Origin of the sequence: Halanaerobium saccharolyticum, from assembly GCF_004362045.1 — a bacterium.
In the GTDB taxonomy this organism is placed as follows: domain Bacteria; phylum Bacillota; class Halanaerobiia; order Halanaerobiales; family Halanaerobiaceae; genus Halanaerobium; species Halanaerobium saccharolyticum_C.
In genome coordinates, this window is record NZ_SNWX01000023.1 from 13,648 (window position 1) to 34,732 (window position 21,085).

The 21,085-nt window shown below is 36.4% G+C and carries 17 protein-coding genes and 2 other annotated features; of the genes, 14 read left to right on the top strand and 3 right to left on the bottom strand.

What is annotated here, in order from left to right; translation table 11 throughout:
- The first annotated feature begins 39 nt into the window (after nt 1-39).
- The 12 genes from minE (at nt 40) to DFR79_RS12035 (ending at nt 13,287) form a co-directional block, all read left to right on the top strand.
- Nucleotides 40-273: a cell division topological specificity factor MinE gene (gene minE / locus DFR79_RS11980; RefSeq protein ID WP_243727787.1), complete on the top strand. Its 234-nt coding sequence runs from the start codon at nt 40-42 to the stop codon at nt 271-273.
- A 15-nt stretch (nt 274-288) separates the two neighbouring features.
- Nucleotides 289-1,428 (top strand): rod shape-determining protein RodA, encoded by a 1,140-nt coding sequence (gene rodA / locus DFR79_RS11985; RefSeq protein ID WP_133515721.1) that lies wholly within the window; start codon nt 289-291, stop codon nt 1,426-1,428.
- Nucleotides 1,429-1,444: 16 nt separating this feature from the next.
- The gene (locus DFR79_RS11990) at nt 1,445-3,322 is read left to right on the top strand and encodes a TIGR03960 family B12-binding radical SAM protein (RefSeq protein WP_133515722.1); all 1,878 of its coding nucleotides are present in this window, start codon (nt 1,445-1,447) and stop codon (nt 3,320-3,322) included.
- Nucleotides 3,306-4,007: a TIGR03936 family radical SAM-associated protein gene (locus DFR79_RS11995; protein WP_133515723.1), complete on the top strand. Its 702-nt coding sequence runs from the start codon at nt 3,306-3,308 to the stop codon at nt 4,005-4,007. The genes DFR79_RS11990 and DFR79_RS11995 overlap by 17 nt, the downstream gene beginning before the upstream one ends.
- 5 nt (nt 4,008-4,012) lie before the next feature.
- Nucleotides 4,013-5,695, top strand: a complete 1,683-nt coding sequence (locus tag DFR79_RS12000) for an Rne/Rng family ribonuclease (protein WP_133515724.1) — start codon at nt 4,013-4,015, stop codon at nt 5,693-5,695.
- A gap of 160 nt (nt 5,696-5,855) precedes the next feature.
- Nucleotides 5,856-5,935, top strand: a sequence feature (ribosomal protein L21 leader region).
- A gap of 14 nt (nt 5,936-5,949) precedes the next feature.
- A complete protein-coding gene (gene rplU, locus DFR79_RS12005; protein WP_133515725.1) occupies nt 5,950-6,261 on the top strand; it encodes a 50S ribosomal protein L21 in 312 nt (103 codons plus the stop codon).
- A 99-nt stretch (nt 6,262-6,360) separates the two neighbouring features.
- The gene (rpmA, locus tag DFR79_RS12010) at nt 6,361-6,639 is read left to right on the top strand and encodes a 50S ribosomal protein L27 (RefSeq protein ID WP_111571868.1); all 279 of its coding nucleotides are present in this window, start codon (nt 6,361-6,363) and stop codon (nt 6,637-6,639) included.
- A 144-nt stretch (nt 6,640-6,783) separates the two neighbouring features.
- Nucleotides 6,784-8,055 carry a GTPase ObgE gene (gene obgE / locus DFR79_RS12015; RefSeq protein ID WP_133515726.1) on the top strand — a complete coding sequence of 424 codons (1,272 nt, stop codon included), beginning with the start codon at nt 6,784-6,786 and terminating at the stop codon, nt 8,053-8,055.
- 74 nt (nt 8,056-8,129) lie between these two features.
- Nucleotides 8,130-8,417 (top strand): ribosome assembly RNA-binding protein YhbY, encoded by a 288-nt coding sequence (gene yhbY, locus DFR79_RS12020; RefSeq protein ID WP_133515727.1) that lies wholly within the window; start codon nt 8,130-8,132, stop codon nt 8,415-8,417.
- A gap of 44 nt (nt 8,418-8,461) precedes the next feature.
- Complete coding sequence (locus DFR79_RS12025; protein ID WP_133515728.1) at nt 8,462-9,334, top strand: DegV family protein; 873 nt, start codon at nt 8,462-8,464, stop codon at nt 9,332-9,334.
- Nucleotides 9,335-9,400: 66 nt separating this feature from the next.
- Nucleotides 9,401-11,338: a ribosomal protection-like ABC-F family protein gene (gene abc-f, locus DFR79_RS12030; RefSeq protein ID WP_133515729.1), complete on the top strand. Its 1,938-nt coding sequence runs from the start codon at nt 9,401-9,403 to the stop codon at nt 11,336-11,338.
- A 50-nt stretch (nt 11,339-11,388) separates the two neighbouring features.
- Nucleotides 11,389-13,287 carry an HD domain-containing phosphohydrolase gene (locus DFR79_RS12035; protein WP_133515730.1) on the top strand — a complete coding sequence of 633 codons (1,899 nt, stop codon included), beginning with the start codon at nt 11,389-11,391 and terminating at the stop codon, nt 13,285-13,287.
- Between the two features lie 206 nt (nt 13,288-13,493).
- On the opposite strand, the gene DFR79_RS12040 is transcribed toward DFR79_RS12035, so the two are convergent.
- From DFR79_RS12040 to glnA, 3 genes are all read right to left on the bottom strand, one after another.
- Nucleotides 13,494-13,832 carry a P-II family nitrogen regulator gene (locus DFR79_RS12040; protein WP_133515731.1) on the bottom strand — a complete coding sequence of 113 codons (339 nt, stop codon included), beginning with the start codon at nt 13,830-13,832 and terminating at the stop codon, nt 13,494-13,496.
- A 14-nt stretch (nt 13,833-13,846) separates the two neighbouring features.
- Complete coding sequence (locus DFR79_RS12045) at nt 13,847-15,187, bottom strand: ammonium transporter (RefSeq protein ID WP_133515732.1); 1,341 nt, start codon at nt 15,185-15,187, stop codon at nt 13,847-13,849.
- A 326-nt stretch (nt 15,188-15,513) separates the two neighbouring features.
- Nucleotides 15,514-16,848: a type I glutamate--ammonia ligase gene (gene glnA / locus DFR79_RS12050; RefSeq protein WP_133515748.1), complete on the bottom strand. Its 1,335-nt coding sequence runs from the start codon at nt 16,846-16,848 to the stop codon at nt 15,514-15,516.
- A gap of 329 nt (nt 16,849-17,177) precedes the next feature.
- On the opposite strand from glnA, the gene DFR79_RS12055 reads away from it, so the two are divergent.
- Both DFR79_RS12055 and ilvB read left to right on the top strand, forming a co-directional pair.
- A complete protein-coding gene (locus DFR79_RS12055; RefSeq protein ID WP_133515733.1) occupies nt 17,178-18,818 on the top strand; it encodes an NAD+ synthase in 1,641 nt (546 codons plus the stop codon).
- 134 nt (nt 18,819-18,952) lie between these two features.
- Nucleotides 18,953-19,216 (top strand) — a binding site (T-box leader).
- A gap of 113 nt (nt 19,217-19,329) precedes the next feature.
- Entirely contained in the window at nt 19,330-21,084 is a 1,755-nt protein-coding gene (gene ilvB / locus DFR79_RS12060) for a biosynthetic-type acetolactate synthase large subunit (RefSeq protein WP_133515734.1), read from the top strand.
- Nucleotide 21,085: the final 1 nt, after the last annotated feature.

Here is a 21,085-nt window from a genome sequence, read left to right on the forward strand (position 1 = left end):
AAAGGGGGGAGTAAAATCGATATATTAAAATGGCTCGGTTTGAAAAGTGATGATAAAAAAAGTAAGAGTGTGGCAAAAGAAAGATTGCAATTTGTACTTGTTCAGGATAGAGTAAAACTAACTCCGGATGAGATGGATGCAATGCGGGACGAATTAATAGAAGTTTTAAGTAAATATATAGATGTCGATTCTCAAAAAATTGAAATGGATGTCAGGCGAGAAGATGATATGACAGCCCTGGTTGCAAATTTTCCCCTCAAGGGTTCAAAGTAGTGGGGTTGTTTGATAATGAACTGGAATAAAAAATTTCTGAGGTATTTAAATTTTAATGTCCCACTTGCTGTGGTGCTGTTAATTATTATTGGTTTTATTAGCATCAGTTCTGCTGTTGAAATCAATCATATGAACAATGGTGCTCTAAGGTTCTTACAAAAACAGGCAGTCTCAGTTGTTCTGGGGCTGCTCGTGATTTTTATTTTACAGGCTTTTGATTACAGAATCTTTAAAGAATATGCAGCAGTAATTTATGCTGTAATGCTGGTTATGTTAACTGCAACAATATTTTTTGGCCGCGGTGTTTCGGGAGGAGCACACTGGATCAGCATTGGTGCTTTTAATCTTCAGACTTCAGAATTATCAAAAATTATGTTAATTTTAGTTCTGGCTGCTGTGATTGACAATAATTCTGATGATATGGGTTATTTAAAGGGAATGTTTTTACCCTCAATTATAGCCTTTATTCCTTTTGCTCTGGTAATTTTACAGAATGATTTAGGAACTGCCTTAGTTCTATTTTTTATTTATCTGGTAATGCTCTTTGCTGGTGGTGGAAATTTTAAATATATGGCGGCTGTGTTTGGGGGCGGATTTTTATTGGTTGTTTTAGTTATAACTGCCCATGTTACTCTCAAGACTCCACTTCCTTTTTTAAAGGAGTACCAGCTGAATAGATTAATTGTATTTATTAATCCCAATATAGATCCTCACGGCAGTGGTTATAATATTATTCAGTCAAAGATTGCTCTGGGTTCAGGAAGAATTTTTGGTAAAGGATTATTTGCCGGTACTCAAAATCAGCTCAACTTTCTGCCGGAAAAGCATACTGATTTTATATTTTCGGTAATTGGAGAAGAATTTGGTTTTATTGGTTCGGCAATAGTAATTTTGTTATTTTTATATTTGCTCTGGCAGTTTTTAAATATTGCAGAAAATGCCAGAGATCGTTACGGTTATCTAATTGTGGTAGGGGTAATGGCAATGTTTCTATTTCATATTCTGGAAAATATTGGGATGACAATGGGGATTATGCCGATTACTGGTATTCCACTTCCCTTTATTAGTTATGGAGGTACATTTATGCTGACTTCGCTGACTGCAGTTGCAATCGTAATTAATGTAAACTTAAGAAAAAATAAATTGATGTTCTAAACTTTGAGGTGGTTTTTTGCAATTTAAGAAAAAAATTATAGAAAATTTATATAAAATATCCAGTCCGGAAAGATATACTGGTAATGAATGGAATTCAATTAATAAGGAATGGGATCCAGAAAGCTTAAAGGTAGCGCTTGCTTTTCCAGATGTTTATGAGATTGGAATGTCTCATCTGGGTCTCAAAATTTTATATCATTTGATCAACAGGGAAGAAAACATGCTGGCAGAAAGAGTTTATGCTCCCTGGCAGGATATGGAAGAGTTAATGAAGGAAGAGGAGATTCCACTTTATACACTGGAATCTTACCATGAAATTAAAGATTTTGACATTTTAGGTTTTACCTTACAGTACGAAATGAGTTATACCAATATTCTAAATATGCTTGATTTAAGCGGACTCGCTCTTTATGCTTCCGAAAGGGAGGATGCCGACCCGCTGATAATTGCCGGTGGTTCTACCGTTTTTAATTCTGAGCCGATAGCAGATTTTATAGATTTATTTTTTGTTGGAGAAGCAGAATCTTTAATTATAGAGCTTTTAAATGAATATCAAAATTTAAAAGCTGAAGCTTTAAGTAAAGATGAAATTTTAAAGAAATTAAACAAAATGCCAGGAGTTTATGTTCCTTCTTTATATGGGGAGGAATATGGAAATAATGGTGAAATTTTAGCATTAAATTCTGCAGAGGGAGAAAAAGCAAGAGTAAAAAAACAGGTGGTTAAAAAGTTAGACCGGGCTTTTTATCCAACCGATTTTATTGTCCCTTACCGGGATACAGTCCATGAGAGAGTTGTCCTGGAGATTTCTCGAGGCTGCACTAGAAGCTGCAGATTTTGTGCAGCTGGAATGGCCTATCGACCTGTTAGAGAAAGAAGTGTTGAGCGCCTGCTGGACCTGGCCGAAAAAGCATTGAAGTCAACAGGTTATGATGAGATTTCTCTAACTTCTCTGAGCACAGTCGATTATACTGATGCCAAAAATCTGATTCAAAAAATGACCGAGAGATTCAGTGATCGTATGATCAGTATTTCTTTATCTTCACTGCGGGTAGATAAATTTTCTGTAGAACTGGCCGAAGAAGTTAACAAAGTGCGAAAAACAGGTTTAACTTTTGCTCCAGAAGCTGGAACACAGCGGTTAAGAGATGTGATTAATAAAAATATCAGTGAAGAGGATATTTACAGTGCCGCCCGCTCTGCTTTTGAAAATGGCTGGTCTAAAATTAAACTATATTTTATGATTGGACTGCCAACTGAGACAATGGAAGATGTCAGAGGGATTGCAGAGATGGCTCAAAAAATAAGAGATCTTGGACAGGAAATTCGCAGAAACACTAAACAACGAATGCGGCGAATTGAAGTTTCAGTCAGTGTATCGACCTTTGTACCCAAAGTTTTTACTCCTTTTCAGTGGCATCAGATGGATGATATTGAAACGATAATTAAAAAACATGATTATTTGAGAGATAATATTAAGGGCAGAAGTTTTTCTTTCAGCTGGAATGATCCAGAACTTTCTCGATTGGAAGGTGTACTTGCCAGAGGAGACAGGCGTTTAGCAGATGTAATTGTTTCTGCCTGGGAAAAAGGCAGCCGTTTTGAAGGCTGGCATGAGTGTTTTAAACCCAGGATCTGGGGAGAAGCATTTAGAGAAAATGAAATCGAACCGGAAGAATATTTAAGGGAAAGAGGAGCAGAAGAGATTTTTTCCTGGGAAAAGCTTGATATCGGTATTCCTAAAACGTTTTTGTTGAAGGAGTATAAAAATGCCCGGCAGGAAGTGTTGATTGATGACTGCAGAACTGCTGAATGCCACGGTTGTGCAGTTTGCGGCAATTTTGAAGTTGATTTAGAGTTAGTAGGTGGTAGAAGAGATGAATTACAGAATTAAGTTTGCTAAATTAGAAGATTTGATGTATATTTCGCATCTGGAAGTAATTAAAACTTTAAGGAGAATAATTAGAAGAGCAGAGCTGCCGGCAGCTTTTTCTCAGGGCTATAACCCGAGAATCAATCTTGCTATTGGACCACCACTTGCTGTTGGTTTAATCAGTAAAGGAGAATATTTCGATCTGGAGTTAGAAGTTGATCTGGAGCCAGAACAATTGCTGGCTGACTTAAACTCTGCTTCACCGGAAGATTTAAGATTTTTAGAGGCAGTAAAAATACCGGCTGATATTAGATCACTTTCATCTTTAGTTGACACTGCGATTTATACTATTAATTTTAATTATAGAGAAGCCAAAAGTCTGGAAGAGGAAAAAAAAATGCTGGAAGAATTTATGAATCAGGAAGAAATTATGATTGTTAGACACCGCAGGAAGAAATCAGACAGAAAAATAGATTTAAAGGAAAGAATATTCGCTGCAAAAATTAAAGCAAAAAACAAATGGGAATTTGCAGTTGTTACCGGGAGTAGAGGAAATGTAAGACCGGAGGAGCTTAATAGAGCTCTAAGAGAAAAACATCCAGAAATAAAAGAGTTTTCACCTCTACAGGTTGTAAGAGAGGGAGTTTTTGTTAAAGATGAAGAAAAATTTAAGCCTCCCTATACAGAAAAATTTATCGGGAGTTGAGATAGATGAGTAGACAAATAATTATTAATTCGGAATATAGAGAAAGACGAGCAGCATTATTAAATAATAATTCGCTGGAAGACTTATTTTTTGAAAGAGATACCTATCATAAGATTGCAGGTAATGTTTATCGGGGAAGAGTGCAGGATGTACTGCCTGGAATGCAGGCAGCTTTTGTTGATATTGGAATTGCCCGCAATGCCTTTATTCACATAAATGATTTATATCCAATTTTAAGTAATGAGCAGAAAAAGAAGTTAAGCAAAAAAGAATTGAATGTTAAACATGTGTTACAGCCGGGACAGTGGTTGATGGTGCAGGTTGTCAAAGAGCCAATGGGAACTAAAGGGGCTAAAGTCACCTGTAAAATTTCGATTCCGGGTAGATTTTTTGTTTATATTCCTTCTGATAATAAAATTGGAATTTCACGCAGAATCAATGATGATGGAGAGCGAGGACGCTTAAAATCAATCGCACAGGATTTAAAAGATGGTAAAGAAGGGCTGATAATTAGGACTAATGCCCGTGATGAAAGCTATACAAAGCTGCAAAATGATTATAATTTTTTATCTGGAACCTGGAAGAGAATTAGAAATGATTTCTTTCAGAAAAATGATATAGATATTTTATATCAGGAAGAAGATTTACTCAAAAATTTAATTAGAGATTATTTAGATGAAAATATCGATCGAGTAGTAGTAGACGACAAAAAAGATTACCAGCGATTAATTGATCTAACCTCAGTTTTTGCACCGGATTTAAAAAATAGAATTGCACTTTATCAGCGCAATATTCCTATTCTGGCTGCATATAATATCGAAAAAGAAATAGAAAGTTTACTGCAGCGTAAAGTCTGGCTTAAATCGGGGGGATATCTGGTAATTGATCAGACAGAAGCTCTGGTATCTATTGATGTTAACACAGGTAAATTTACAGGTAAAAAGAACCTGCAGGATACAATTGTTAAAACCAATAAAGAGGCTGTAGCTGAAATTGCCCGTCAGATTAAATTAAGAGATATTGGTGGTATAATTATAATTGACTTTATAGATATGAACAATCACTCTGATCAGCAGTCAGTGACTGATCTGCTGGCAAATGAGCTGGATAAAGACAGAACTAAGACTTCTATTTTAGGTTTTACCCAGCTGGGACTGCTGGAGATGACCCGTAAAAAGGTAAGAGAAGGTTTTGGATCTTTAATGCAGAAGGATTGTCCAGTTTGTGGTGGAACCGGAAAGGTTTTATCAGAGTCTACAGTAGCCATGAAGGTGATTCGTAAAATTGATGAGATTACCAGCAGAAAGAAATATCCTGCTGTTTCTTTAGAGCTGCATCCAGAAGTGGCAGCGGTTTTAATTGGAGCAGGTGGTGAAAAACTGCAGGAACTGGAAGATAAATTTGGGATTGATATTTTTATCAGCGGTAATGCAGAACTGAAATATGAGGATATGATTATTGAAAAAGGTAGTAAAGAGGATCTGCAGCCTGAAGTTTTAGATTTAGATGCAGGTGATCGAATCACAGTTAAAATTGAGGATCAGCATGCCAGCAATCAAAATGCAGGTATTGCCCGCATAGATGGATATATTATTATAGTTAATGGTGCCGGGAATATGGTTGATAATGAAGTCGAGATTATAATTGATGATATGCACCGAACTTACGCCAGAGCACATCTGGCATAATCAGCATAAAAATTTAAATTATTTTTATAAATCATTAAAAATATAATTTTAAGGATAAGTGCCTTGATAATTTGCTAACTCATTTTGTTCATTCCCTTGACTAAAGGGCTCATTTATGCTAGAATTTATATCTGGAGTTATTTATCCAGCCTTCATTTTGAAGGTGCCAAAACCGCACGGTACAGGCTGACAAATCTCTTGCAATAAAGGGTGCCTCATCCGGCGAGTCTGAGGTAAGGGGGGTGTAACATATAATGTACGCTATTATTAAAACTGGCGGTAAACAATACCGCGTTGAAGAAGGTCAAATAATTAAAATTGAAAAGCTTTCTGCTGAGGAAGGCGAAAATGTAGAATTTGATCAGGTTTTAGCTTTTGCTGATGATAATGGTCTTAAAGCAGGTTCTCCAATGCTTGATGGAGCTTCTGTTAAGGGAAAGGTAATCGAACAGGGTAAGAATAAAAAGATTGTCGTTTTCAAATATAAGCCAAAGATCAGATATCGCAAGAAAACCGGTCACAGACAGCCTTACACTAGAGTTTTAATCGAAGACATTAATGCTTAATTTTATAGATTAAAAAAATTAGCAGAGATATTAGCTCATTGAGGCTAATATTTAACTTATAGATATTTAAAAATTTATTTTCTAAGGGGGTGGAGTTAAATGTCCCAGAAGAAGGGTGTTGGTAGTTCCCGGAATGGTCGTGATAGTGAATCGAAACGACTTGGTGTTAAGGAATTTGACGGCGAATTTGTATCAGCTGGTAGTATTTTAGTGCGTCAGAGAGGTACTAAATTTAAGCCAGGTTTAAATGTTGGCCGTGGTAGTGATGATACTTTATTCTCCAAGGTTGACGGTTTTGTTAAATTTGAAAGAAAAGGTAAAAAGAATCGTCAAATCAGTGTGTATACAGAAGATCAGGTAGCAGCTATTGCTAACTAATATTATTGTATAATGTCCCTCAGTGCTTTAGGTGCTGAGGGTTTTTTAATATTAGAAATCATTTCAAATGTTTTCCTGTAAATATATATAATTGTTTAAATTTAATTTTTGTGATGAAAAAATTTTGAATTGGGGGTGAAAAATATGTTTATAGATGAAGTAGAATTTAAAGTTAAAGCCGGAGATGGTGGTAATGGAGTTGTCAGTTTTCGCCGCGAAAAATATATTGATCAGGGGGGTCCTGATGGTGGAGATGGTGGAGATGGCGGCAGTATTATCCTCAGAGTAGATGAAGGAATGAATACTCTGGCTGATTACCGTTATAATAATATTTATAAAGCTGAGCGGGGAGAAAATGGTCAGGGGAAAAAGATGCACGGCAAAAATGGTGAAGATCTTTACCTTGAAGTACCGCCAGGAACAATGGTTTATGATTTAGATACAGGTCAATTTCTTGCTGATTTAAAAGAGGCAGGAGATGAGTATGTAATTGCTGAAGGTGGTAAAGGTGGTAAAGGAAATGCCAGATTTAAAAAGTCAACTCGTAAGGCTCCACGTTTTTCAGAAAACGGCGCTAAAGGTGAACTGCGAAAAGTTAGACTGGAATTAAAAGTCCTGGCAGATGTGGGTCTGGTTGGCTATCCTAATGTCGGGAAATCAACCTTGATTTCTCAAGTTTCACATGCTAAACCTAAAATTGATTCCTATCATTTTACAACTCTACATCCCAACTTAGGTGTTGTTAAATTTGGAGAATATCAATCTTTCGTTATGGCTGATATTCCTGGTATAATTGAAGGAGCACACCAGGGTACAGGTCTGGGTGATGAATTTTTAAAACACCTGGAGCGGACAAGACTTTTAGTCCATGTAATTGATGTCTCAGGAATTGAGGGCAGAGATCCGCTTGAGGACTTTGAAACTATCAATAATGAACTAAATAAATACAATGATTATCTGGCTTCTTTAGAACAGGTTATAGCTTTAAACAAAATTGACCTGGAAGAAGGGAGACAGAATATAGAAAAAGTTAAATCAGAATTAAATGATCGTGGTTACAGTGTATTCCCTATTTCCGCAGTAACAGGTGAGGGCTGTAAGCCATTGATTTATCATCTGGGTCAGCGCCTGGAGGAACTCCCAGAAAGAGAAATCGAAAAAGAGGAAGAAGTTGTAATTAAACCTGATTTTGTTGATGAATTATATATAGAAAAACTAAATGAAGACAAATATGAAATAAAGGGTACTTTGCTTGATTCCTATCTTGAGAAAACTGATTTTAATAATGATGCTGCTGTCCAGAGATTGATGCGGGTTTTAAAACACTATGGTTTAAATAAGATGATGGAAAAAGAAGGGGTTAAAGAGGATGACACAGTAGTTATTGGTCCCTTAGAATTTGATTATGTTGAATAAATTTTAATTTAAATCTGATAGTTAATTGATATTTATTATCTTAATTAATTATTAATCGGAAAGAAGGTGATATAATGTTAACAGGAAAAAACAGAAGCTATCTCCGAGGAGAAGCAAATTCTTTGAATCCAGTTGTTCATGTTGGAAAAGATGGAATCACTGATTCTGTGATTGAGCAGTTAGATGCAGCTCTGGAAGATCATGAGCTTTTAAAAGTGAGAATTTTAGAAAGCACAGGCAGAGAAACTCGTTCGGCAGCTGAGGAACTGGCAACAGCAACTGGTGCAGATGTAGTCCAGGTTATTGGTGGTATTGCAGTATTATTTCGACAGCGAGAGGAGGATTCGAACTTTAAACTTTAAGTAAAGATTAAACCCGGGGGAGAGTTTCACAGGGAGGTATTTTTATGTCAAAAGTTAAAATAATAACAGATAGCTGTTCTGATTTACCAGCAGATATTGTGGACAGCTATGATATTGAATTTTTAAATATAGAAGTAAATATCAATAATCAAAAGTATTATGATCGGGCTGATCTGCAGCCGGCAGAGTTTTATCATTTAATTAGTCAGCAGCAGGATGTTCCCAAAACCTCACGGATTACTCCGGTAAAATTTAAAGAAGTATATCAAAAAGCTCTGAGAGAATATGATCAGGTACTGGTTATTGCTTTTTCTTCAAAATTGAGTGGGATATTAGAGTCCGCTGTAATTGCAAAAAGGGAATTGGGCAGTGATCGGATTAAAATAATTGATTCTAAAGCTGCCTCAGTTGGTCAGGGACTTTTAGTGTATCAGGCGGCAAAAATGCTGCAGGTTGGAAACTCGATTGAAGATGTTGTGGCAAAAGTGATGGATGATGCTTCCAGACTGGAACATATTTTTGCTGTTGGTGATCTTGAGATGCTCAAACGTGGAGGTCGTATTTCTAAAACTAAAGCGGTGATGGCTAATGTCTTAAATATCAAGCCCATTCTTCATATTCAGGATGGAGAAATTTTGCACCATGATAAAGTAAGAGGAAAAAAAAGAATGATTTCTTATCTCTTAAATGAGATAGAAAAAAAGGCAGATCAGCCAGAAAAACAGATAATAGCTCTGACTTATTCCCAGAATGAAGAATTTGCACTGAAATTAAAGGCTAAAATTGAATCAAGGTTTAAGCCGCAGGAAGTTTTTATCAGTGAAATTGGAGCTGCAGTTGGTTCTCACGCCGGTCCAGGAACACTGGCGGTAGTTTTTAAGAATAGCAAAAAAATTGCTAAACCGGAATTATATTAATCTATTTTTATATTCAGATTAGTTTATATTATAAATTATAAAGATAAAAGAAATGTGTGATTTAAAATGGCTATTTTAAATATTAATAATCTCAAAAAAGAATATGGAATAGAGACTGTACTTAAAGATTTTTCCTTAAATGTAAATCAGGGAGAAGCTGTTGCCTTAATTGGACCCAATGGGTCCGGTAAAACAACAATTTTCAGGATTATCACCGGTCAGGAGCACTACTCTGAAGGTACAGTTTCAGTTAGAAATGATATTGAGGTCGGATATTTAGATCAGTTACCCGATTTTAAATCTGAACTAACAATCTATCAGGAATTAGAAAAAGTATTTGAAAATGTTAAAAAGCAGATAAAAGAGATGCAGCGTCTGGAGCAAAAAATTGCTCATCATGGTGAACGAGCTGAAGACTCTCAAGCTCATTCTGACGATCTACAAAAAACTATGCGGGTCTATAGTGCTCTACAGCAAAAATTTGAAAAAGGGTTAGGTTATGAATATCAGAGTAAGATTCGACAGGTAGCTGCCGGTATGGGTTTTGATGAAACAGAAATAAACGAAAAAACTCTAGACCAGTTAAGTGGTGGAGAAAAAACAAGAGTTGGACTTTCTAAACTGCTTTTAATGGAGCCGGATTTACTTCTGTTAGATGAACCCACAAATCATCTTGATTTAAAATCAGTAGAATGGCTGGAAAACTATCTTAATTCTTATCAGGGCAGTCTTTTAATTATCTCTCATGATAGGTATTTTCTGGATAATACAATCGAAAGAATTGTAGAAATTAAAAATGGAAAAAATGAAGATTACAGCGGTAATTACAGTTATTATCAGCAGGAACGGAAGAGGCGCTATCAGCAGCGTCTGCGTGAATATAAAAATCAGCAGAAAAAAATTAAGGAACTGGAAGATGCGATAGAACAGCTGTATATCTGGGGACGTTCCCGGGATAGCGAAAAAATGTTTAAAAGAGCAAAAGCGATGGAAAAAAGATTAGAAAGAATTGACCGTCTTGAAAAACCTCAACTTAAAGGCAAAAAGATGAATTTGGAGCTTGATGCTGAGATCCGGGGTGGAGATGATGTTCTATTTGTAGACAACTTAAGTAAAAGTTTTGAAGACTTAACACTTTTTCAAGATGTCAATTTTGAACTGCATCGGAGTGATAAAGCTGCCATTATTGGTGATAATGGGACCGGTAAATCTACAATTTTGAGAATTATAATGGGGGAAATAAGTTCGGATCAGGGTAGAGTTAAAATTGGTACTAACATTTATCCTGCTTATTATCGCCAGGAATTTGAGGGGTTTAACCCCGAAGATGATCTTATAACTGCTCTCCAGCGGGAAACAGCTGTTACAAATTCGGAGGCAAGGGATATGCTGGCTTCCTTTTTATTTACCGGAGAAGATGTATTTAAAAAGGTAAGGCAGTTAAGTGGCGGAGAAAAAAGTAGATTAAGACTGCTGCAGTTGATGAGTGGGAATTATAATTTTCTGATTCTTGATGAGCCCACAAATCATCTGGATCTACCGTCACGTGAAGTGCTGGAGGAAGCACTGCAGGAATATCAGGGTACAGTCTTAATCGTATCCCATGACCGTTATTTTCTGGATAAAGTTGTGGACTTTATTTATGAATTAGAAAATCAAAAACTGCAGAAATATTATGGGGATTACAGTTATTATAAAGAAAAAAAGAAAAAAGAACTCTCTGCTCAGTTAGAAAAAGAGCAAGAGGAAGAAAAAAGTGAAGGCAAACTTGATTATGAGGCTCAAAAAGAGGCCCGCAGCCGGGAAATGAGAAGACAGAAAAGGCTGAAAGAAATTGAGGCTGAAATAGAAAAACTGGAGAATAAATTATCAGAGTTAGAGGCAGAGATGACTGCCGAAAAAAATATAGATAAGTTTGAACTTCTACAGGAATTAAAGGCTGAATATGAATCTAAAAATGAGAGGTTAGAAGATTTGTATCAGGAATGGGAAAAAATAGTTTAAGAGTATTGTGTAGTAATTGACCCGGACTTTAAATATGTGAGGTAAAAACCATGGATGATATTATGGAAAGATTAGAAATGAAGTCAAAAAAGATTGAAATTCCTGAAAAAACAAAGGAACAATGGCAGAAACTGCTGGAACTGCTGGTAGAGAAAGCGGTGGTTAAAGATGCCCTGCTGACTGAATATAATCAGCCTTTTTTAAGAATAATTAAAGTTAGTGAGCAGGGGGGAAATATTTTTTCGGAGGGTGATGAATTAAAACTATCCGGTCACTACTGTCAAACTGTTGTGGAGAGCCAGAAAAAACTAGAAATAAATACTGCTGCTGAAAATCAGGTCTGGAGTAAGGCTCCAGATTTTAAACTGGGACTCAAGTCATATTTAGGATTTCCGGTTTTCTGGCCTACTGGCGAAATTTTCGGGACAATCTGTATTCATGACACTCAGGAGCGAGAATTTGATCCAGCAGTAAAAAAACAGCTGCAGTTTACTAAAGACATAATAGAAGATAATCTTGAAATTTTTTATCAAAATCATTTAAATAACAATATAAAACAGTATTATTCTAAATTAATTGATATTTTACCTGTAGGAGTAATGATAGAAGATAAACAGGGGAAGATTTTAAAAGTTAATAAAGCTATGGAAGAAATCACCGGCTATTCCAGAGAAAAGCTATTAAATAATACAGTTTTTGAGACAGTTGTCCCGGAAGATTATCAGGAAACTGCAAGTGAGAATATTCGAAGAATCTTGAACGGTGAAGTGATGGTCCATGAGCTGCCCTCTGCTAACAAAAGTGGTGAGGAGAGATTTATCCGGCTTCAGGAAAGAAAAATAATTCTTCCCAATAATGAAGAGGGAATTGTTTCAATTCAGAGTGATATAACTGATAAAATTAAAAGTGAAGAGAAAATTAAGTATGCCAGTTATCATGATAGCTTAACTGATCTTTATAATCGCTCTTATTTGGAAAAGAAAATTCAAAACCTAAATCAGGAAATCAAACTTCCAACTGCACTGATCATGGCAGATTTAAATGGTCTTAAACTGGTAAATGACACCTACGGCCATAATGAAGGGGATAAGCTTTTACAAAAAATGGCCGGGATTTTAAAAGAAAGCTGTCGGGATAATGATCTGATTGCACGCTGGGGTGGGGATGAATTTGTTATTTTACTGCCGGAAACTGGTGCTGAAGCAGTTAAAAAGGTAGTTAAAAGAATTAATCAAAAGATTTCCAATACATTTTTGGAATTTGATGATGGAGGGAAATTACCGCTTTCCGCAGCTCTGGGATATGGGGTCAAAAAACACTATTTTGAAGATTTTTTTGATATATTAGATGAGGCAGAATCTCAGATGTATAAAAATAAACTGACTGAAAGCAGGAGTATCAAAAGTAATATTTTAAATACACTTTTAAAAACTCTCAGTGAAAAAAGTCAGGAAACCTCAAGTCATTCAAACCGAATGGCAGATCTGGCCGTAAAACTGGCAGAAGAGATTGACTTAAGTCAGAATGAAATCAATAAATTAACACTGATTGCCAAGCTGCATGATATAGGCAAAACTGTAATTTCCGAAAAGATTTTAAATAAAAAAGGAAGCTTAACAGAAGCTGAATGGAAAGAAATTAAGTCTCATCCAGCAGTTGGTCACAGGATTTTAAATGCAACAGAGGAGTTTTCTCATATTTCTGAAGATGTTTTATCACATCACGAAAGATGGGATGGTAGTGGTTATCCCCGGGGTTTAAAAGAAAAGGAGATACCTCTGCTCTCAAGAATAATTGCGATAGTTGATGCCTATGATGTAATGACAACAGACCAAATTTACAAAGCTTCAGTATCTAAAAGAGAAGCCTTAGAAGAAATTAAGAAAAATGCGGGGAGTCAGTTTGACCCGGAGCTGGTCCATCTATTTGTAAATTTAATGTCAGATTAATTATCTTTGCTGAATATTTAGCATCCAATTTATTTAAAAATATTTTCAACTTAATTCTATATAGCAGATATAAATTAACCAGATACAATAAGTGAAGAAAAAGTGTAAAAAGAAAAACCCTGCCGAGAGAAGGAAAATCAATCGGGCAGGGTTTTCTTATTATATAATATTATTATGTGATAGTTTAATAATATTATCAAATTTAGTTAAAGAGCTGCAGTTCCTTCTTCCCCAGTTCTAATTCTGATTGCATTTTCTACATCAGAGACAAATATTTTTCCATCTCCAACCTCACCGGTCCGAACTGCCTCTTTAATTGCTGCAACAATCTGATCAACCTCGGTATATTCGACAATTATTTCAACCTTTATTTTTTTGCGCAGTCTAATTCTATAGGTTACACCTCTATAGGTTTCTGAATGACCTTTTTGAGATCCATAGCCTTTAATTTCTGTAATATTTAACCCACTAATCCCAATTGCTTCGAGTTTATCAATTAAATTATCAGTTTTATTTGGCCTGATAATGGCTTCAATTCTTTTCATTTAAAATTCCTCCTCTAATTTTCAGCTTTAACATTGACCATAAAATCTGGATAGGAATCGGCACCGTGTTCTGAGTAATCAAGACCCTCGATCTCATCTTCTTCGGAGACTCTGAGTCCAATAACTGCATCGATTACCTTAAACAGGGCAAATCCAAGTCCAAAGGCCCAGACAAAAACAGCTGCCACTCCGATAATTTGAGTAATTAACAAACTGATTCCGCCTCCAAAAAGAAGTCCACCTTCTGTAGCAAAAAAGCCAACTGCAATTGTACCAAAGGCTCCACAGACACCGTGCACAGAAACAGCACCAACAGGATCATCAATCTGCAGTTTATCAAAAAACTCAACCGCATAAATAACTATAATTCCTGCCAGTCCACCAATTATAACAGCTGATAAGTTTCCAACTGCTGCCGTACCAGCAGTAATACCTACCAGACCGGCTAAAGCACCGTTTAAGGTCATACTTACATCTGCCTTACCGTATTTAATCCAGCTGACTATCATGGCCATTACTGCACCTGCAGCTGCTGCCAGGTTGGTTGTTACAGCAATTGAAGCAATGGATAAATCAGTACCGGCTACTGTAGAACCGGGGTTAAATCCAAACCAGCCAAACCAGAGAATGAAAACACCAAGTGCTGCCATTAACAGGTTATGTCCGGGCAGAGCGTTGGCACTGCCGTCTTCATTGTATTTACCAATTCTGGGTCCTAAAACAATGGCTCCAGCTAGAGCAGCCCAGCCGCCAACAGAGTGGACAACAGTTGAACCGGCGAAATCAACAAGACCCATTTCGGCTAACCAGCCGCCACCCCAGATCCAGTGTCCAACAACAGGATAGATAAAGGCGGTAATTACGACACTGTAGGCTAAGTAACCGGAAAAATTAGTTCTTTCGGCCATGGCACCAGAAACAATAGTTGCTGCTGTTGCAGCAAAAACAGTCTGGAAGATAAAAAAGGCTGCGATTGGAATATCCAGTCCTAAATTTGCAAATGCATCCTGCAGAAAATAACCTGTAGAACCAATAAAGCTGTTGCCGCTGCCAAACATAAAGGCAAAGCCGACGGCCCAGAAAACTAAAGAACCTGAGGCAAAATCCATCATGTTTTTCATAATAATATTACCAGCATTTTTGGCTCTGGTAAAACCGGCCTCAACCATAGCAAATCCAGCCTGCATAAAAAAGACAAGGAAAGCCGCAATTAAAGTCCAGATGGTGTCAATAGCGACTGCATTGGCTGCTGCCTGTCCATCCTGGGCCAGAGCCAGACCGCTAAATAAGCCCACCAGTGTTAATGTCATCAAAATTGTTTGCATAAACTTGCTTTTTATTACTCTACTACTCATAATAATTTCCTCCTTGTGTTAGGTAAATGTTAACTATGAGTAAATTATATATATAGCTTACATAAAAAGCAAGGTTTTAACTGTTTATATAACAGTATACAGTAATTCAATTAAACCAGATAGAGTATAATTAATTCCTAAAAGCATTAGCCTCCCAGATAGAATTAGTCTGGGAGGCTTCAAATTATAGGGGAGTTATGCTTATTACTTTTACTTCTTAAAAAGAAGAAATTTATTACTCCAATTATTAATTAAAATATTTAATTTTACTAAAGTATTATTATCTATAATAGTTAGCTTAGTCACTCAGTTAAGCAAACTGACAATTAAAAGGTTGTCAAATATTTATCTAATTCCCACTGACTAACCTGAGTTCTGTAATCATCCCACTCTACTTTTTTAGCTGCAACAAAGTGTTCTAAAACATGTTCACCTAAAACATCAGTAATTACCTCATCCTGTAAAAGCAGATTAACTGCGTCATTGATATTAGCAGGTAAACTTTCAATATCAAGTTCTGCCTTTCTATCAGCTGACATTTCATAAATATTTTCTAATACTTCTGCAGGTGGTTCAATTTCGTTTTTAATTCCATCCAGCCCCGCTTTTAACATTACTGCAATAGCAAGGTAAGGGTTAGCAGTTGGATCAGGATTTCTTAATTCCAATCTTGTACCTGCACCACGGGCAGCGGGAATTCTAATTAAGGCACTTCTATTGGCACTTGACCAGGCTAAATAAACTGGAGCTTCATAGCCGGGAACCAGACGTTTATAAGAATTAACAGAAGGGTTAGTAATAGCTGTAATTGCCCGGGCATGTTTTAGTAAACCGCCGATATAGTGGTAGGCAGTTTTGCTTAAGCCCAGGCGATCATTTTCATCATAAAAGGCATTTTCTCCATCTTTATATAAGGACTGATGGACATGCATTCCAGAACCATTTTCACCAAAAATAGGTTTGGGCATAAAAGTTGCGTGCAGACCATGTTCGTGTGCAATTGACTTGGTTACAAATTTAAAAGTAGCAATATTATCAGCTGTTTTTAAGGCTGGAGCATATTTAAAATCAATTTCATGCTGACCGGGAGCAACTTCGTGGTGAGAAGCTTCTACTTCAAAACCCATTTCTTCTAAAGCCAGGACAATGCTGCGGCGGGCATTAATTCCCTTATCAATTGGACCTAAATCAAAATAGCCACCTTCATCATGAGTTTTAGTTGTTGCATCACCATTTTCATCCAGCTGAAAAAGAAAAAATTCAGGTTCAGGTCCGACATTCATATCATAACCCATTTCTTCAGCTTCTTTTAAAGCTTCTTTTAAAACATTGCGGGGACCTCCAGAAAAAGGAGTTCCATCCGGCATATAAACATCACAGATTAAGCGAGCAACTGCTCCACCTTCTTCTGGACGCCAGGGAAAAATAGTAAAAGTATCATAATCAGGTCTTAAATACATATCAGATTCCTGAATTCTGGTAAAACCATCAATGGAAGAACCATCAAACATAATTTTGTTATCCAGGGCATCCTCCAGCTGTTTGGCTGTAATTGCAACATTTTTAACTATTCCCAGAATATCAGTAAACTGCATTCTGATAAACTTAACATTTTTTTCTTCGGCCATTTTCAAAATATCTGCTTTGCTGTACTTTGACATCATAAACCACTCTCCTAATAATTTTTCATTTTCAAGTTCTGTCTTCAGTATAGTGTCTTTTTATAGTTTCGTCAATAGAGCTAAAAAAATCAAAATAGTGCTTATCATCTCTGTTGTTTCAATGATTAAGTAAATAATTAAATAAAAATAGTGGTTTTTAAATACCTGTATACAGATATAATAAACTATCATTCTGCTGTTTTGTAATATAATAATTAATAATAGAGTGTTAATTTCCAAAAAAATATTCTATTTGACACTCGGGAGAGAGATGGCATATAATTGCCTTAAATTAAACTCAGTCAATAAATTTTTAGGAGTGGTGAATTATGAAAATTAAAATAGCTCAATTAAACCCCATCATAGGAGATATTGAAGGAAACTTAAATAAACTGCAGCAGACTGTTTCTGAGCTGGAAAAAGGAACAGACTTAGTCATTTTTTCTGAACTTTTTTTAACAGGATATCCTCCGCGTGATTTGCTGGTCAAACCCTGGTTTATCAAAAAAATAAAATCTGCTCTTGCTGAAGTCAAAAAAATATCGCAAAAAGTGGAGGGCGGTATATTGCTTGGTACACCCATGCCAACCCAAAAAAAATACGGAAGAGGTTTATATAATTCTGCAGTTTTAATTTATCAGGGGGAGATAATTTTCAGTCAAAATAAATCACTTTTACCTACCTATGATGTTTTTGATGAAGCACGCTATTTTGATTCTGCAGAAGAGATTAATCTTGTTAATTTTAAAGGAAAAAAACTGGGTATTTCTATCTGTGAGGATATGTGGAATGTAGAAGAACGCTGGCAGCAGAACAGATATGCCCGTAATCCAATTGAGGAACTGGCAGCAATGGGAGCTGGGATTTTAATTAATATTTCCGCTTCACCTTTTAGTATTGGCAAAGATAAAACAAGATATCAGATAATAAAAAATCATATACAAAAGTATAATTTACCTTTTATAATGGTCAATCAGGTTGGTAGTAATGATGAATTAATTTTTGACGGCAGCAGTCTGGTAGTTGATCAGGCTGGAGAAATAATCGAAGAGTTAGCTTCTTTTACTGAAACTATTAAAACTGTGGATTTAAATAGGAAAGGGAGCAAAAAATATAACCCGCTGCCTGAAATTGAAGGCCTTTATCAGGCCCTTCTGCTTGGAATTAGTGATTATCTGGATAAATGTGGTTTTAAAAAAGCAGTAATTGGTCTTTCGGGAGGAATAGATTCTTCAGTTAGCTGCTGTCTGGCAAAAGAAGCACTGGGAAAAGAGAATGTACTGGCTGTTACTATGCCCGGACCTTATTCTTCTGCTGGTAGTGTTGAGGATTCGAAAGAATTAGCTAATAACCTGGGAATTGAGTTAAAAGAAATATCTATTTCTGAGATTAATAAATCTTATCTTGGGGTGTTAAATGATGATTTTAGGGACACAGAAGCTGGAGTTGCAGAAGAAAATATTCAGGCCAGAATTAGAGGCGATATCCTGATGGCGTTTTCCAATAAATTTGGGCATCTTGTTCTCAGCCCCGGAAATAAAAGTGAGTTGGCCGTTGGTTACTGTACTTTATATGGAGATATGAGTGGTGGCTTAAGTATTATTTCTGATGTTCCTAAAACAATGGTCTATCAGCTTGCAGAACATATTAACAGCAGAGAAGAAATAATACCAGCCAGCATTCTTAATAAAGCTCCCTCAGCAGAACTGCGGCCTGAACAGAAAGATGAAGATAGTCTACCTCCTTATGAAATTTTAGATCAAATACTTTATTATTATATTGAAGAAGGATATTCTGCTTCCGAAATAATAGAATCAGGATTTGATACTCAAACAGTAAAAGAAGTAATCCGGCTGGTTGATGGAAACGAATATAAGAGAAGGCAGGCAGCTCCTGGGCTTAAAGTTACTTCTAAAGCATTTGGGATGGGGAGAAGAATGCCGATTGCTGCCAAATTTAATTCTAATTAAAATCAGATAAGTTAATTTTATATCTAGTAATTTAGTATTTTGAGACTGGATTAAAATCACTTGCTGGATTGCAATATACTGCGAGATTCTTGACAATTTTCAAAAAATAATATATACTATAAAAAATAAATAAAATAAAAGTTATGAGAGGGAGTAAGATATCTTTAGTCGACTACAGAGAATCGGAGCAGCTGAGAACCGAGATCTAAAAAGATATTTTTGTAGCCCTTAAACTGCAGTATTGAATAAAAGTAGGTACTGCCGGGATTATGAATTAAAATGCATCCGTTATCAAGTGCAGAGGTATTGATTCTTTTATTACTATAAGATCAGTACTTTAAGTGGCTGTTTTAACAGCAAGTTGGGTGGTACCGCGTGAGAGAACTCTCGTCCTGATTAATAGTTTAGCTATTAGTTAAGACGAGAGTTTTTTGTTTTTAGAAGTGGAATTTTGATTATACTTTTTGAGTGATAATTTATATTTATTTTATTTAAAAAAGGAGTGAGTAGGATGAGTAGGAATCAAAATAATGAAATATCAGGAGCCGAAATTTTTGTTAAGTCACTGGAAGCAGAGGGTGTTGATACAGTATTTGGGTATATAGGAGCTAAAGTAATTGATATTTATGATGTACTTTATGATTCTAAAATTAGACATATTATGCCCCATCATGAACAGGGAGGAGTACATGCTGCTGATGGCTATGCTCGCTCCAGCGGCAGGACAGGGGTTTGTATTGCAACCTCGGGTCCAGGAGCAGCCAATATGGTTACTGCTCTGGCAACAGCAAGTATGGATTCAGTTCCTCTGGTTGCTTTCACCGGTCAGGTTCCAAATACCATGATTGGAACAGATGGTTTTCAGGAAGCAGACATAAAAGGAATTACAATGCCTATAACCAAAAATAATTATATAGTTAATGAGGTAGACGAACTTTCCCGGATAATTAAAGAAGCTTTTCATATTGCTTCTACCGGACGCCCGGGACCGGTACTGGTTGATATTCCTTCTAATATTCTTAAAGATAAAGCTGAATTTCACTATCCAGATCAGGTAGGTCTTCCAGGCTATAGTCCTACCTATCGGGCCAACAAACTGCAGCTTAAAAGGGCAGCTGAGATGATCAACCAGGCAAATAAGCCGGTAATTTATGCCGGTGGAGGCACCATAATTTCTGGTGCAGACCAAGAAATTGCAGAGCTGGCTCAAAAAGCAGAAATTCCTGTGACTACAACCTTAAATGGGATTGGCATTTTTGATGAGAACAACTATCTTTCTCTGGGAATGCTGGGGATGCATGGCACAACAGAAGCTAATCTGGCAATTTCTAATTCTGATCTGATAATTGCGCTGGGAGCCCGTTTTGATGACAGGGTTACTGGAAAAATCGAAGAATTTGCAGTTAAGGCTGAGGTAATTCACATTGATATTGATCCGGCAGAGATTGGGAAAATTGTGGAAACTAAAGTTCCAATTACCGCTGATGTTAAACTGGCTTTAAAAGAACTTCTGCCAAAAATAAAGGAGGTTAAACGCCCTGCCTGGATTAAAAAAATTGAAGAATGGAGAAAAATTGACGAGAAGTCTGATCCCGAAAAATCAGAAAAATTACTTCCTTCCGAAATTATTGAAAGTTTAGATGAACTAACTGCAGGAAACGCGATAATCACTGCTGGAGTAGGGCAGCATCAGATGTGGGCCGCTCAGTATTATAAATATTCAAAACCAAGAACATTTATTAGCTCCGGTGGTCTGGGTACAATGGGTTATGGATTTCCGGCTGCTATTGGTGCTAAACTGGCAAATCCTGAGCGAGATGTTTTTGCGCTTGTGGGTGATGGTAGTTTCCAGATGAATATTCAGGAACTGGCAACTGCTGCTAAAAACCACATTCCCGTTAAAATAATACTTTTTAATAATCAATATCTAGGTATGGTGCGTCAGTGGCAGGAATTATTTTATGATAAAAGATATTCTGCTACCTGTCTCCGTCGTCAGAGAGACTGTCCTCCTCACTGTTCAGCTCCAAATAAAAACTGTCCGGAGATGATTCCAGATTTTATCCAGGTAGCAAAAGGCTATGGTATTCAGGGAGAGACGGTAACAGAGCGCAGCGAAATTAAAACTGCTCTGAAGAATGCACTCAGGGCAGAGGGAAGTTATATTCTCAATTTTATGATCGAAGAAGAAGAAAATGTATTTCCCATGGTTTCGGCTGGTGGTAGTCTAGAAGAAATGATTTTAAGAAAAGATAATAAAAAATAAA